Below are 13,509 nucleotides of genomic sequence, written 5' to 3'. Positions count from 1 at the left end.
ACAACGATCGAGGTGGAGTGTGCTGGAACGATCAGAGGCCGAGGTGCTGCTCACCCTGGCCGAACAGTTGCACTTCGGCCGCACCGCCGATCGCCTGCGGCTCACCACCGGTCAGGTCAGCCGCATTGTGAAACGGCTGGAACGGCGCATCGGGGCGGACCTGTTCGTCCGCAGCAGCCGCGCGGTCGCGCTGACGCCGATCGGCGCGCAACTTGTCGGGCAACTGGCTCCGCATGTCGCGGGCATCGAGGCCGCGGTGCAGCGGGCCATCGAGGCCGGGCGTGGTGTCGCCGGAACACTTCGGGTGGGTTTCCTCGGCGCCGGTGCCGGCCATACCTTGCTGAAGGCGATCGCGCTGTTGGGCGCGCGATACCCCGACTGCGAGGTACACATTCAGGAGGCACAGGTACACGACGCCATGGATCGGGTGCGCAGCGGCGCGGTCGATGTCCTGATCTCCGTGCTGCCGGTATCAGGCGTGCGGGTGGGCCCTGTGCTGCTGTCGGAGCCGCAACTCCTGGCCGTGTCGCAGGACCATCCCCTCGCCGGGCTCGCGGAGGTGAGCCGGGAGGTGCTGGGTGACCACCCGGTCGTTCAGCCTCCCGACGGCATGCCCGAGGAGACGCGCTTGGGCCGGGTCCCGGCCCTGACGCCTGCCGGACGGCCGGTGTTGCAGGGCCCGAAGGTCGACACGTTCACCGAGATCCTGGCCCAGGTCGCGATCGGCAACGGCGTGTTCCCCGTCGGTGAACATTCGGCGCGTTTCTACCCCGAGCTCGGGGTCACTTATATCCCGATGCCGGACGCACCACCGGTCCAGTGGGCACCGATCTGGCTGCCGGCCAACGAAACCGCCCTGATCCGCGCTTTCGTCGATTGTGCGGCTGAAGCGGCGCGCCCTCGCGTATCCGCCGGTGTCGAACCGAAGGCCGGTTTCCCGACCCGGTCAGCAGCAGCCGTGACGCGTGGCCCAAACCCGTAGTCGGTGGGTCCCGGCCAGTTTCACGGCAGTAGCGGTTCGACCATCCTCGACTCCCTAGGCGCGACCTTCACGAGAGTAGTCGGCTCGCCAGGTCATTACCGATGTTCTCGGCCCGTCGCGTCTCGCTGAAGTTCAAGAACCCTGAGCCGTTCGCCCTCCCCAGGATTCGACCATTCGTCGAGGCCCGGTATCAATCGACCGGGACCGGACAACCCGGTAGTGGTGATCATCGATGACCATTGCGGGTATGTGGTGGGCGGAATCATCACGCGGACTGGATGGTTGGTTTCGAGGATCGTGGTTGACGAGGAGTTGATGGGTGGCGGCGGAATTGGGCGGCGTAACCAATGATGTTCAGGGGCTGGTGGAGACGACCGACAGTGTGTTGCTGCCGCAGTCGGTGATGCGTCGGGCTGTCGAGGCAGGAGCGGAGGCACAGCGGCTCGCCCGCGACTGTGATTTTCCTGACTGGGCAATGACCGGTGATGACGTCCGGGTCCCCAGCGGGCACTACCTTCGCATGTGGGAAGTGGTGGAGCACAGCCTCGGTGATGCGGATGCCGCGGTCCGCGTTGCAGAGCGCTACGTCGTGGGAGAAGTCGGACTGTACGACTACCTGTTTACCACCGCGCCCACCCTGGGCGCCGGGCTTGCCATATGCGGCCCGTACGTCGGCGCGATCAGCACGAACTTCCGGTTCGAGCCAGGGCCTGAAACAGAGCAGGAGATCAGTTTCGACGTCACGATGATCAACGGCGGCGGCCGCGGCAAAGATCTCGCCATGCAGTGGGCGCTCGCAGCGATCTTTACCCGAACTCGGCTGGTCACCAAGGCCCAGGTGAACCCGATCCGCGTTGCTTTCCGCCAGCCCGCGCCGAGAAGCCATGCGGGAATGGTCGAGGTATTCGGCACCAGCACCATCGATTTCGGCGCACCCGCCGATGCCGTCACCTTCCACACTGCGGACTTGGACTTGCCACTGGACACGGCAGACCCGAGACTTGCCGCGATTTTGCAGCAGTACGCGGCCACGCTGCCTGCTCCGCCGCCCCGCGCGACTACGTGGTCCGACCGTCTCGCGCTGGCGCTGGCAAGTGCTCTCGACGCGGATTCGGCCACTCTCGATCACGTGGCGCGCCGCCTCGCCATGAGCTCGCGTACGTTGCAGCGGCGTCTGGCCGAGGACGGCACAACGTGGCGCGCCGAGCTCGACCGCGCCCGGCACAAGCGCTACGAACTGGCCACGGCGGCCGGGCGCCTCACTCGGGCCGAGCAGGCCGAGTTGCTGTGCTACGACGATCTGCGCTCCGCCCGACGCGCGGTGAAGCGCTGGGCCGGTTGACGAGCACGACCGTTCGTGTCGTGTTTTTGCCTCGGTGTTGGCGCGTCAAGTCCTCACTGAATCGTCCTACATCCGGTGAAGCTGAAACGCGTTCGCGACAGCCGATCCGAAAGGTTCCCGCCGCCATGGCAATTCTGCACAGCTACACCCCCGTTCGCGTTGGCGACGACGAATTCGAATCAACCGTCGGCTACTACGAGAGTGTGTTCGGTGCCCCGTGCCCGCTGCGATTCCGTTACGACGCGGGCGGCCTGGAAATCGCCACGGTGGGCACCCTGGTGGTGATCGGCGGCTCGCAGGAACACCTGGCCGCCGCTGTCCGCCAGGATCTGGTCGCCATGGTGGACTCGATCGACGAATGGCGCGCCGCACTGCCCGCCGCGGCGGAGGTGCAGCAAGAGCCCGCCGATATCCCGACCGGCCGCAATATGTATGTCCGCAATCCGGACGGCAGCCTGTTCGAGTTCGTCGAACTGAACCCGGCCAAGGTCGCAGCCGTTAACCTCGCGGCAGGCCATGTCTGAGCCCCGATTGGTGGTCGGCATCAGCGGGGCCACCGGAATCGCGTACGGCGTCCGCGCACTGGAACTCGCACGCAAGGCGGGCGTGCAGACCCATCTGGTAGTGACGCCTGCAGGCCAGCAGACGCGCGCATACGAAACCGACCTCGATGCACGCGATCTCGCGGCCATGGCGGATGTGGTATACCGGCCCACCGACATCGGCGCGGCGATCGCATCGGGCTCGTTCCGCACCGCGGGCATGCTGGTCGCGCCGTGCTCTATTCGCACGCTGTCCTCGATCGCCTACGGCAACGGTGACAACCTGCTGACCAGGGCGGCGGACGTGACTCTGAAAGAGCGGCGGAGGCTGGTGCTGATGGTGCGCGAAACCCCATTGACGCTCGGGCATCTGCGTGCCATGGCCGCGGTCACCGAAATGGGCGGGATCGTCATGCCCCCGGTGCCAGCCTTCTACCTGAATCCGGAATCGGTTGCCGACATCGTCGACCACACGGCCGGGCGGGCCTTGGATCTCCTCGGCATCGACGTGCCCGACCTGCCCCGCTGGGGCGAGTAACCCGACACGAAGGAAAGTGGTTGTGGCCCATCTGAAGAGCCTGCGCGAGTTCATCGACGCGCTGAACGAGATCGGTGAAGTTCGGCGCATCGACGCCGAGGTCAACTGGGAGCTGGAGATCGGCGCGATCATTCGCCGCTCCTATGACTTGAAGGCCCCCGCGCCGCTGTTCACCAACATCACCGGCTACCAGGACAGCGGATTCCAGGTGCTCGGTGCACCCGGCGGGCTGTCCGCCCCGAGCCATCCACTGGCGCGCATCGCCCTGGCACTCGGCCTGGCCGCGGACGCGGCCGGGCAGGAGATCGTCGAGGCGATCGTCGCGGCTCGCGGCAAGCCCGGCATCCCGCCGCAGCAGGTGCCCGCCGACACCGCGCCGTGCAAGCAGAACATCATGCGCGGCGACGATATCGACCTGTTGGCCTTCCCGACGCCGCTGATCCACGGCAATGACGGCGGCCGCTACATCCAGACCTACGGCATGAACATCGCCAAGACGCCGGACGGCTCGTGGACCAACTGGTCGGTCAACCGCATGATGATCGCGAGCCGCAACACCCTGGCCTGCCTCATCCCCGACCCGCAGCACCTGGGCATCATTCGCGCGCAGTGGACCGCGCAGGGCAAGCCGATGCCCATCGTGCTCGCGCTCGGTGTCGAACCCGGCCTGCCCTTCGTCGGAGCCATGCCGCTGCCCGAGGGCGCGGACGAATCTCATTTCCTGGGAGCCCTGTTCGGTGAGGGCATCGAGGTCGTGCCCGCCGAGACCGTGGACCTGATGGTGCCTGCCACCGCTGAGATCATCATCGAGGGCCACATCGCCTTCGACGAGACGGTGCTGGAAGGCCCGATGAACGAGTACCCCGGCTACAACGCCCGGGAGTCCTCCCTTAAGCCGGTCTTCCACGTCTCCGCCATCACCCACCGCGACGGCGCGATCCTGCCCGTCGTGGCCGCCGGCCCGCCGGTGGAGGAGGACCACACCGCCACCGGCACCATGCACGCCGCGGAAATCCTCTACCAGCTCCGCGAAGCCGGCCTCCCGATCTCCTCGGCCTGGTTCACCTTCCAGTCGGCCATGCACTGGCTGATCATCGCTGCCGAATCCGACTGGCACACGAAGCTGCAGATTGCGTCCGCCGATCTCGCCAAGCAGGTCGGCGATATCGTCTTCGCCGGCAAGGCCGGCTTCGGCGTCCCGAAGGTTCTCCTAGTCGAAGACGACGTGGACATCACCAATGTCGACGAGATCGTCTGGGCGTTCGCGACCCGGGCCCATCCCGAACACGGCGAAGTCCACTTCCCCGCAGAACTGACCGCCATCCTCTCCATCTACCTCTCCGAGGTAGAGCAGCACTCCTACCGAGCTGGCAAGGTCATCTACAACTGCCTCCTGGCCGACCTCTTCGACGAATCCGAACGCCCCATCAAGGGCAGCTTCGAAAACGGCTGGCCGAAAGAAGTCCAGCAAACCGTGCTGGACAACTGGCGGAAGAAGTACGGCTACCAGTAACCCAATTCGCCGAGTGGCACGCCAATGAGGGGATTTGCCCGGTGGATTCGCCTCCGTCATGTGCCACTCGGCGATCGACGAGCGCCGTTTGCGTTCCGATTGGGTCGGTCAGGCAAATTGTGCCAGATCCGCGATCCACAAGTAGCGCGGACACGGCCGGACTCCGACGTACCGGAGTCAGGGTAACCGGACATGTACAACGGGCAAAGTACCCCGCCGAACAGCCCCGGGCCCGCCTCCGACGCAGACCAGCCCGACGCTGGTGGTACTTGCGCGGCTGCAAACAACGAGAAAGACCCCTCGAATCCGCCCATCTCGCGGGAGGGTCGTCGCAGACTGTCGGTCTCCCCGCACCGGTCCTCGCCGACCTCGTCGGTTGCAACCCGAAATTCGCCGCCGAACGCGCATCGCTCCTCGCGACCGACTGGGCCAACTACGCCGCCATCCGGACCCGCCGGACACCCGCATATCCCTGAACATCGGGGGCATACGAGCACGTCAAATATGGGATGGCACCAACAGTAACTCGTTAGCGTGACTTTTCTCGCCGATGTTCCCCGACTGCCTACATGAAGCGTCGCCGCTCCGTCTGATCATGCATCTCGGGTGCTGGACGTTGGTGTGTCAGACCTCGGCTGGAGTGGGCGGAAACGATCGTTTCTGACCCAAACATGGTCCGGCACATCGCATTCGCGAATCCGCAGCTCGCCAGGATCGCCGATTGGGTCACAACCCGTGTGCGGAATCTGCGGGACGAAACCAGGCATGTCGGCCCTTTATGGGACAGTTCCCGACGTGACACGGTTCGGATACGCGCGGGTCTCCACGCGCGGCCAGAAAGACGACTCTCAGATCGACGGGCTCACCGCCGCCGGGTGCGAACGGATCTGGGTGGACAAGGCATCGGGCAAGTTGGCACGCCGCCCGGAATGGGACAAATGCTTCGAGCACCTACGTCGCGGTGACGAGCTCGTCATCACCCGCCTGTCTCGGCCGTTCCGGTCGGTGCGGCACATGACCGAACTCGCTGCAGCCTTCGACGAACGCGGTATCGACCTGGTCGTGCTCGAGCAAGGCATCGACACCACTACCCCCGCCGGGCGGTTCCTGTTCCACGTCATCGCCGCCATGGACGAAATGACCGCCGACCTGATCAGCGAAGGCACCCTCGAAGGCTTGGAATCCGCCCGTACCCGCGGCCGTACCGGTGGCCGGCCTCCCGCCTTGACCGGACTCCCGGTGAGCGAGGCTCGCGAGATGTACGAAGAACGTGACGGGCGAGGCCAGCGGAAGTACACGCTCACCCAGATCGCCGAGACCTTCAACGTCTCCCGCAAGACGATCTACCGCCACCTTGATCCTGGCAACCCCACCGGCTGACCAGCGATCAGCGTATCCGTTGTTCGGCGAGCCTGCCCAGTCGGCGGCCCCCATGACGCGATCCTTCCGCACCTACAGTCGCCTTATCACCGACTTGCGGCTGGTGACACGATCCTTGCCGGCACCCCAAATTGTTCATTGTGCCTCCCTAGTCGGGTTCTGGCGCCCGTGCATCAGGATGTCCCGCCGCCGATCGCCTGCGGTCAGAGCCAAGGCAACTCGGCTTCAGCTTGGGGAGGAGGACCGCACCCGGTCCGGCAGCGACTGGTGCCATTGTGGGGAGGTGCCCGCAACCACACCGTGGCCGTGTACACGGGTGTGCGGGCCGACATTCGAGGGGTCCAGCGAACTCAGTTGGGCAACCCGGAAAGTGGCCCAACCACGAGATTCGGACTCGCCTTCCAGCTCGGCCGGATGTGGCGGCCCAATGACCTCATCGTCTTCGACCTCGTCGTCTTCAGCCCACTCTTCCGAGAAACGAAGGTGAACCAGCTCACCATCTTCGGCCAGCGCCCATCCGGCCGCTGTGTCATCGAAGAAATGCCAGTGAGCGGAGCCGAACCGGCGGCTCAGGCCGACGACCCATTCACGTACAGATTCCACCGAGATGCCGCCCGGCAGGTCGTAGCCGAACACGAGTGTCCAACCATCCAGCTGCGGGGTGGCAAAGACGCAGCCGGTCTCTAGCGAGTACCGCATGCCGACCTGCATCGTCGTCGGCATGGCCTCGACCAGACCCAACTCGTCGAGCAGTGCGACCTGATCGTCGGTCGGCACCGCCAGCCAATGTCCGGTCCAATCTCCGAGCAGGTCCCCGGCACGACGTCGGCGCCAGATCGACATCGGTCCGCCCGCCCACATCGACTCTGGTGCCTCATGGGCAACCTGGTCCTCGACTCCTTGCGTCAGCAGCGCCCGTTGCGCGGAATCCAGCAGCGGCCACCCACCCAGTGCCGCGACTGCGCTGAGTGCTGATCTTTGCGCTGGGCCGGGCCTCTGCCCAAGTGCCCGCAACCTCGCAAACGCTTCCGATCCCATCGCATCCAGCGTCGCCAAGGCTCGATCCGACACCACTGCCTCCGGATCGTTGACCAGCGTCAACACCTCATCCAGAAAAAGACTCGCGGCAGGGCCTGATCTGGCCAGGGCCCACAACCCCCACCAGCGAACCAACGGTTCTCGATGCCCGAGCAGCGACAGGTATTTCACGTCATCAGCCCGCAACTCCCAAAAGACCCGGTGCAGCGCATAGACCTCGCTCTTCAGGGCCCAGGGAGGTACTACTCGCCACGTATTCTCGCCGTTGCCCCGATCGGCCGCCCACGCTGCCGGGACCGCCGCCGACAGCGGTGCCAACACCGCATCGCCGCCGGTGACCAGTACGTCGATCAGGGCCTCGATCGTCGCTGCTGCGCGTGGATCAGACCGTTCGTGTGCGCTCAATTCTCGAAGCGCCGAGATCAACTGCGGCGCAATGCTTTCCATGTTGTCGAGTAAGCGGGCGCGAGCTTCGGCGGATACCACCGGATCCTTGTCGGCGAGCCGAACTACTAACGCATCAAGGCTGTTGCTGTCGGTCATCGCCGGTCACCTTCGACCGGGACACATACAAGATGAAGAACGATCCTCATGCGATCCACTTCTCGTGAAATAGGCGGTCCCTGCGTCGGGCAGACTAACCGCAAGGCCGCTCAGTTAAGGGGTGGGGTGGCTTGTCAAGCCGCGCTTAGCGAGGGTGGCGGCGTCGAGGATCGCGCCGCGGGTGTCGCTGTGGGTCTGGATCTCGGTACGCAGCTCGGCCAGCCGCGCCCGCACGATCGCGAGTGCGCTCATGGTGGCACTCCTTTCCGTGGTGGGTGGTGATGGCGTTGCGCTTGCTTTCGGGTGGTGCCTCGGGTGGCCGACGGCTCCGGTCGGTCGGCGCGAGGTCCGGCGCTGTGCGCGCACAACTGGGACCGGACGGCCGGGTGGCCGTCCGGTGGCTTGTGGGGTGGGTCAGCGGGAAGTGGTGGGCGCGCTCGGCCTCGGCCTGGCGCAGCACCTCGACGTAGGCCGCCGCGCGGGCGCCCTCGTCTTCGTCGCCGTCGTTGTTGTCAGGGTTAGGGACGCCGAGCAGGTCGGCGAGTAGCGGCTGAGCCCGGTCGACCGCGACATCGGCGGCGGCGACCAGGTCGAGCACGTGCGCGATGGTGGTGGCGTCGACATCGGTCAGCGATCCGGCGCGGACCTGCGCGGCCAGGCGCGCGATCCGCGCTGGCCAGGCCAACCGGAACACCAGGGAGTGTCGACCGAGGTGAACGGGTTGGCCCGTAGTTCACCGCAGACACGTCGTCGCGGTCGAGGGACAACTCGACCAGCGGTCGCTCGTCGTAGTCCGGCGACCACCGCTGACGGAGCACCCCGGAACGCGAACGACATTTCGGTAATCGCGCTGTCCTCGATCGCGGGCGCAGAAAATCCGGACTATTCTCACCCGATCCTTCCCGGTGCCGCCGCCCAGCCGCGGCACCGGGGAAACGGGGCCTTATTACTATTCAGTAGAGCCGAAGATATCGAGTCGGCAAACGCCGGACGCCGCTCCATCGCCATCCATGGTCATAACGAAAGTGACGGCAGTAACTACTTCACTTGGCCTGAGATCCCAGCTACGCGCAGCTCCCGCGGCATTGCCTCCCCACGTAGGCACAGGGACAACTTCGCCGCTACTAAATTCCATGTTAAGGACCCCGGCCCTCACCGGGCCACTGGAGTTATGCAGCGCAAACTGTGCAAGAACGTTAGGTGTTTGCATACCTAGCGCAACTCTGAGTTCCTGGGTATCGCCACTTCCTCCGGCGTTCAATTGGTCAATCTGGATGTTTTGGACTTCGGGCAGCGGTGTCGTCACTTTGAGATTCCTTTCTCTCAAGGGATGCATTGCGCCTGTCCATCGAAGAAAAGAACGCGCTCGGTGCGGAGCAGATTGCCAAGCTGAGGTCTATTTTAAACCTCGGGCGGGATCGCGTAGGCGAATACGAGATTCACCCGGCGGTGAGAACAACCGTCTCCCGGAACTGGCGGCAACGCTGCCCACCCGCGTCACAGGACCCGCACGGGACCCGTTCACGGCTAGAGGGGACTAACCGTCTTCCACGAGCTAGACACCCCGCTGGATAGCGGATTACTGACAGTTTTCATGCCACAGCCGACCACTCCCCGCCTGCCAGGGTCCAACAGCACCGCACCATCGCAGTCCGTCCCGCTGGATGGCACCTACCCACGGCTGGCTGGGTGCTGTCCGGATTCACGGACACTCGATCTTGAAACCGGCCCCTACTGCCGTCGGAATCGATGGACATGTGCCGCCCATAACCAATGACGCAGCCAACCATCTACCGCCACCTCGGCGACGACGAACACCGTACGTGTTGATCTGAACTCGCACCTTATCGGGAAGCCGCCGGGATACGCACGAAAGGGGTAATGGGCCCCTGAACGTGCTGGTCCGGAGAGGTCAGCTGTCGCGGTGATGCCGGAGGAGGTCGGCCGCGTCGGCGGGGCGGGGTGCTCCGCCCACCTTGGTGTCGTTGGTGTCGTGCGCGACCCTGACGTCGCTGGGGCAGGCCCGCTTGCTTGGCGCGTGGCCGCAGGGACACGGTGCCCAGGAGTGTCCCGTCTTCGTCGCGGATCTCGCGGCGGGTGGTGTCGGCCGTCGCGGTCGGATGTCCTGCCATTTCGTGTTCTCCCATGCCGGGTAAGGAAAACGGTGTCAGTTCATGTGGGGGGCGTGCATGGCGGCGAAGTCGGCGTGAGCCTGCTCGATGGCATCGGGGTACGCCTGCGCCTTCTCGTGCTCGGCGAGCGCCCGGTAGATGCTGGCCGGGCTGGGGTTCTTCCCCTTGCGCTTGCCGGTGGGGATGAGCAGGTCCGGGCGGATGTCCTCGACGGACTCGCCGTTCGCCCGTCGGCGCAGCACGGTGTGCAGCATGTCGTCGGTGATCACCGGCGGGCGTCCGCCGTGGTTTCCCTTGCGGGAGGCGGCATTGAGCCCTTCCAGGGTGGCTTCGCGGATGTTTTCGCGTTCGGTCTCGGCCATCGCGGCGAAGAACGCGAACAGCACCCGGCCGGTGCCGGACGGGTCGTAGATCCCGGTCAAGGGTCCGGCGAGCATTTCCAGGGCGATGCCGTGCGCGGTGAGATGGTCGGCCAGCGCGGTCAGCTCGGCGGAGTCGCGGCCCAGCCGCTTCATCTCATACACGGTGAGGATGACCCGGCAGTGCGGGGCGTGTGCCTTGATCTGGCGGCACTGCTCGAGGGCGGCCTCGAACTTGGGGCGGACCCGCACGCGGGTGGAGACCTTCTCGGCGTAAATCTTGTCGCGCGGGATGCCGTGTGCGGCTAGCGCGTCGAGTTGGGACTGGAGTTCCTGGGTGAGGTGGGAGCAGCGGGCGTAGCCGATGCGGATGTCCGCACTCGGGGTGTCGGCGGGGATCGGCGCCGGCGGCGGGGTGCCCTGCCGCCACGGTTGTCCCGGTCCGCGGTCGGCTGGGGTCGGCACGCGCAGTTCCTTCGCCAGCCGGGGCACCTTGGTGAACCGGCCGGCGTGGTAGGTCGTGGCGACCGCGCCGGAGCGCGACCGGCACGGCGAGCCGGGCTGGACCGCGCAGCGCGGGCACGGGTGCCGCTCGACGTCGTCGGCGTCGGACAGGGCGGTGCCTTCGGGCTCACTCACCCCGGAATCTTCTCACAAACATTTCCGGGAACCTGTTGGTCACCCTGTTTGAGTGAGGACGGGTTTTGAGAATAAATCCGGGCTCCGCCGGTCTTCCTGCTCCACTCGTTGATCTTGCTCTCAGAATGGACCGTTTCTGAGAACGCCGCTGTGGTCAGCCTGTCGGGGAAGGTAACTGCAACCAGCTGCCGCGTCCGGGCAGTTGGTTGGCGTTGCGGTCAGGCGGGGAGCTGTCCTTCGTTTCGCGTCCTTGCTTGGCGGTATCGGCCTGGCGCGGTTCCGAACTCCCGCTTGAAGGCGTTGGCGAAGGCGAACTCGGAGGTGTAGCCGGTCTGGGCGGCTATCTGGCCGAGCGGGGTATCGGATGCGTGCAGCAATCGTGCGGCGGTCGTCATACGCCACCAGGTCAGGTAGGTCAGGGGTGGTTGGCCGATCATGGTGGTGAAGCGTTTGGAGAAGGCCGCGCGTGACAGTCCTGCTTCTGCGGCCACGTTCGCGACTGTCCAGGGGCGGGCAGGGTCGCGATGGATGCTGTGGAGGGCTGCGCTGATCGCCGGGTCGGCCAGTGCCGCGGCCCATCCGGTGTTGGTGCTGCCCTTGGGATGCTCGTCGAACCAGGCTCGCATGATGTACAGGAGCAGAGTGTCGAGCAGAGCGGCCACGATGGTGTCGGTGCCGAGGCGGTCCACGAGTAGTCGCGCCGCGGTGTCCAGTCGCTCGCCGTCGTTGGTGACCAGCAGATCCTGGCACAGCCCACGTAGCCCGGGCGCCCGGCCGAACTGATCAACAGGGTTCGATCCGAGCTGATCGCGCTGCGCCGGCAGTGGCTGGCACTGCCTGCCGGTGAGTCCATCACCCTGAGTTTCCCGGGCGCCTCCCACAGTCGTCCGGATGACATCGCCGAGGCGTCCGGGGAGGCTGTGTGATGGACGCTGTGCTCGAGGTTGCTGACGCCCAGATCTACTACAAGACCCGCGGCCGCGGGCCGCTGCTTCTACTGCTGCCCGGCGGTGACGGGGACGCCGACACCTATGACGAACTAGTGTCGTGTAATTGAAAGTTGTTTGCGGACAGTGTGTTTCGGCATGATACTTCGGTGACGCTTTCTGATGAGACGCGAGATGAGTTGCGGGCCGGGCGCGGATGGTGTTGTGGCATACCTCGACCGATCTCGATCTCGAACCAGCGGGTAAGGCGTAGCCGTGCCAGCATCGGTTGCATGTCGATCTCTGTGAACTCCGTTGCGCATATCCGACTCACCGTGCAGGACATCGAACGGTCGAGGGCGTTCTACGAGCAGGTCTTCGGATGGCCCGTCCTGCTGGAGGTTCCGGCCGACGCCGACGACGAAACGCGCCGGCGGCTCACCTTCCTCTACGGCGGGGTGATCTACCAGATGAAACAGGGACGGATCGGGCTACGCCCCGTAGGAACCGATCGTTTCGACGAAAACCGTGTCGGTCTCGACCACCTCGCGTTCTCAGTCGGTTCGCTCGCTGAACTGGAATCTGCTGCAGCGCACCTCGATGCGTGCGGAGCCGTACGCGAGGACATCAAAGACATCGGCCACAGCTACATCCTCGAGTTCCGAGATCCGGACAACATCGCGCTGGAGCTGGTCGCTCCGAAGTGATTGCCTGTGCCACCGGCCACATGCACTCTTCTGCCGCTTACCGCTCGGTCAAGTGGGCGCCTGCGATCCATGATCGAATAAATGTTCGAGCAAGATTGCGAAAGCGGAGCGTATGCCTCTCGTGTTTCGCGATCAGGCGACAGTGTTTGCCCAGGCCAGGCGGATAGTGTGGATTTGTTCCGGGGTGGGGTCGCCGGGCAGGTCGGCACAATATTGGGCCGCGATCAACGTGCGCCGCAGCTTGGCGAGCATGTCGTAGTAGCTGGGGTACCAGAGGATCACCAGCGTCTGGGTGAGCATGCCGAACGGGACGGTGCGCTCGACCGCGTCGCAATGCGGCCACCGCTCGCTCGTGGGCCACAGCAGTGGTCCACCGATCGAGCTGTCGTGCGGGGTCACCTGTGTCGGGTCGTAATCGCTGAGAATCGCGCCCGCCCCGCCAGCGCCGCGCGTACGACGAGCAAGATCGCGGCCGATGATCCGGACTTTGCGGCGAGGGTGTGGCCGGTGATGCCCTCAGGGCGCTGCGTCGCCGAATTATTCGGGACTACAGCGGCATTGGCAGCCCTGCGGGCCAAGTCCGCAGGGCTCGATCCCGACCGCACCGAGCAGGGCGGTGCGGTCGGCGTCGGGAAAGGATCGGTCCGGCTCCACCGTGTCCATCCGCCAACTTTGCAGCCTGGCGGCATGGCGATGGCTACAGTTGGATTCCCGTCGAGGACCGAGAAGAACACGGTGGTCGTCGGTACGCGAGCTCGGCAACCGGGTTGGAGCTCCGACCCGCGCGGAAGGGCTGCAAGTAGCGGTAGACGGTGCGCTCGCTGCCCCGGTAACCGAGCCCGCGAAGTTCCTGGGTGAGGACCGCGAC

The 13,509-nt window shown here is 65.5% G+C and carries 14 protein-coding genes; 8 read left to right on the top strand and 6 right to left on the bottom strand.

All coding sequences use genetic code 11. The annotated features are described in order from the left end of the window. Positions 1–19: 19 nt before the first annotated feature. From ABH933_RS44365 to ABH933_RS44340, 6 genes are all read left to right on the top strand, one after another. On the top strand, positions 20–982 hold the full coding sequence (locus ABH933_RS44365) for a LysR family transcriptional regulator (protein ID WP_429428989.1): 963 nt from the start codon (positions 20–22) through the stop codon (positions 980–982). Between the two features lie 319 nt (positions 983–1,301). Further along, positions 1,302–2,324: an AraC family transcriptional regulator ligand-binding domain-containing protein gene (locus tag ABH933_RS44360; RefSeq protein ID WP_429428987.1), complete on the top strand. Its 1,023-nt coding sequence runs from the start codon at positions 1,302–1,304 to the stop codon at positions 2,322–2,324. Between the two features lie 125 nt (positions 2,325–2,449). After that, positions 2,450–2,848: a VOC family protein gene (locus ABH933_RS44355; protein ID WP_429428985.1), complete on the top strand. Its 399-nt coding sequence runs from the start codon at positions 2,450–2,452 to the stop codon at positions 2,846–2,848. Then, positions 2,841–3,404, top strand: coding sequence for a UbiX family flavin prenyltransferase (locus ABH933_RS44350; RefSeq protein WP_429455319.1), 564 nt, complete (start codon positions 2,841–2,843; stop codon positions 3,402–3,404). The genes ABH933_RS44355 and ABH933_RS44350 overlap by 8 nt, the downstream gene beginning before the upstream one ends. Before the next feature lie 22 nt (positions 3,405–3,426). After that, the gene (locus tag ABH933_RS44345; RefSeq protein ID WP_429428983.1) at positions 3,427–4,917 is read left to right on the top strand and encodes a UbiD family decarboxylase; all 1,491 of its coding nucleotides are present in this window, start codon (positions 3,427–3,429) and stop codon (positions 4,915–4,917) included. 795 nt (positions 4,918–5,712) lie between these two features. Beyond that, positions 5,713–6,297, top strand: a complete 585-nt coding sequence (locus tag ABH933_RS44340; RefSeq protein WP_429428981.1) for a recombinase family protein — start codon at positions 5,713–5,715, stop codon at positions 6,295–6,297. Between the two features lie 225 nt (positions 6,298–6,522). Here ABH933_RS44340 and ABH933_RS44335 read toward each other — a convergent pair whose 3' ends face one another. The 5 genes from ABH933_RS44335 to ABH933_RS44315 form a co-directional block, all read right to left on the bottom strand. Next, positions 6,523–7,878 (bottom strand): hypothetical protein, encoded by a 1,356-nt coding sequence (locus tag ABH933_RS44335; protein WP_429428979.1) that lies wholly within the window; start codon positions 7,876–7,878, stop codon positions 6,523–6,525. A 145-nt stretch (positions 7,879–8,023) separates the two neighbouring features. After that, on the bottom strand, positions 8,024–8,563 hold the full coding sequence (locus ABH933_RS44330; RefSeq protein WP_429428977.1) for a hypothetical protein: 540 nt from the start codon (positions 8,561–8,563) through the stop codon (positions 8,024–8,026). A 264-nt stretch (positions 8,564–8,827) separates the two neighbouring features. Beyond that, entirely contained in the window at positions 8,828–9,184 is a 357-nt protein-coding gene (locus ABH933_RS44325) for a hypothetical protein (RefSeq protein ID WP_429428975.1), read from the bottom strand. Positions 9,185–10,045: 861 nt separating this feature from the next. Next, positions 10,046–11,008: a recombinase family protein gene (locus ABH933_RS44320; RefSeq protein ID WP_429428973.1), complete on the bottom strand. Its 963-nt coding sequence runs from the start codon at positions 11,006–11,008 to the stop codon at positions 10,046–10,048. A 218-nt stretch (positions 11,009–11,226) separates the two neighbouring features. Continuing rightward, positions 11,227–11,889: a helix-turn-helix transcriptional regulator gene (locus ABH933_RS44315; RefSeq protein ID WP_429428971.1), complete on the bottom strand. Its 663-nt coding sequence runs from the start codon at positions 11,887–11,889 to the stop codon at positions 11,227–11,229. 44 nt (positions 11,890–11,933) lie between these two features. Here ABH933_RS44315 and ABH933_RS44310 point away from each other — a divergent pair, with 44 nt between their 5' ends. After that, positions 11,934–12,065 carry a hypothetical protein gene (locus tag ABH933_RS44310; protein WP_429455317.1) on the top strand — a complete coding sequence of 44 codons (132 nt, stop codon included), beginning with the start codon at positions 11,934–11,936 and terminating at the stop codon, positions 12,063–12,065. A gap of 162 nt (positions 12,066–12,227) precedes the next feature. Next, on the top strand, positions 12,228–12,641 hold the full coding sequence (locus ABH933_RS44305) for a VOC family protein (protein WP_429428967.1): 414 nt from the start codon (positions 12,228–12,230) through the stop codon (positions 12,639–12,641). 132 nt (positions 12,642–12,773) lie between these two features. Here the strand turns inward: ABH933_RS44305 and ABH933_RS44300 are convergent, their stop codons facing one another. Beyond that, positions 12,774–13,040 carry a hypothetical protein gene (locus tag ABH933_RS44300; RefSeq protein ID WP_429428965.1) on the bottom strand — a complete coding sequence of 89 codons (267 nt, stop codon included), beginning with the start codon at positions 13,038–13,040 and terminating at the stop codon, positions 12,774–12,776. Between the last annotated feature and the right edge of the window lie 469 nt (positions 13,041–13,509).

The organism is Nocardia sp. GP40, assembly GCF_050434125.1.
Lineage (GTDB): Bacteria > Actinomycetota > Actinomycetes > Mycobacteriales > Mycobacteriaceae > Nocardia > Nocardia albiluteola.
The sequence above is the reverse complement of the archived record's forward strand: the minus strand, read 5'-3'. Positions and strand labels throughout refer to the sequence as shown.

Coding starts and splice junctions, on each gene's coding strand:
- ABH933_RS44350 (WP_429455319.1), top strand. CDS start 2,841: ATGTCTGAGCCCCGATTGGTGGTCGGCATCAGCGGGGCCACCGGAATC.
- ABH933_RS44335 (WP_429428979.1), bottom strand. CDS start 7,878: ATGACCGACAGCAACAGCCTTGATGCGTTAGTAGTTCGGCTCGCCGAC.
- ABH933_RS44310 (WP_429455317.1), top strand. CDS start 11,934: ATGGACGCTGTGCTCGAGGTTGCTGACGCCCAGATCTACTACAAGACC.
- ABH933_RS44355 (WP_429428985.1), top strand. CDS start 2,450: ATGGCAATTCTGCACAGCTACACCCCCGTTCGCGTTGGCGACGACGAA.
- ABH933_RS44305 (WP_429428967.1), top strand. CDS start 12,228: ATGTCGATCTCTGTGAACTCCGTTGCGCATATCCGACTCACCGTGCAG.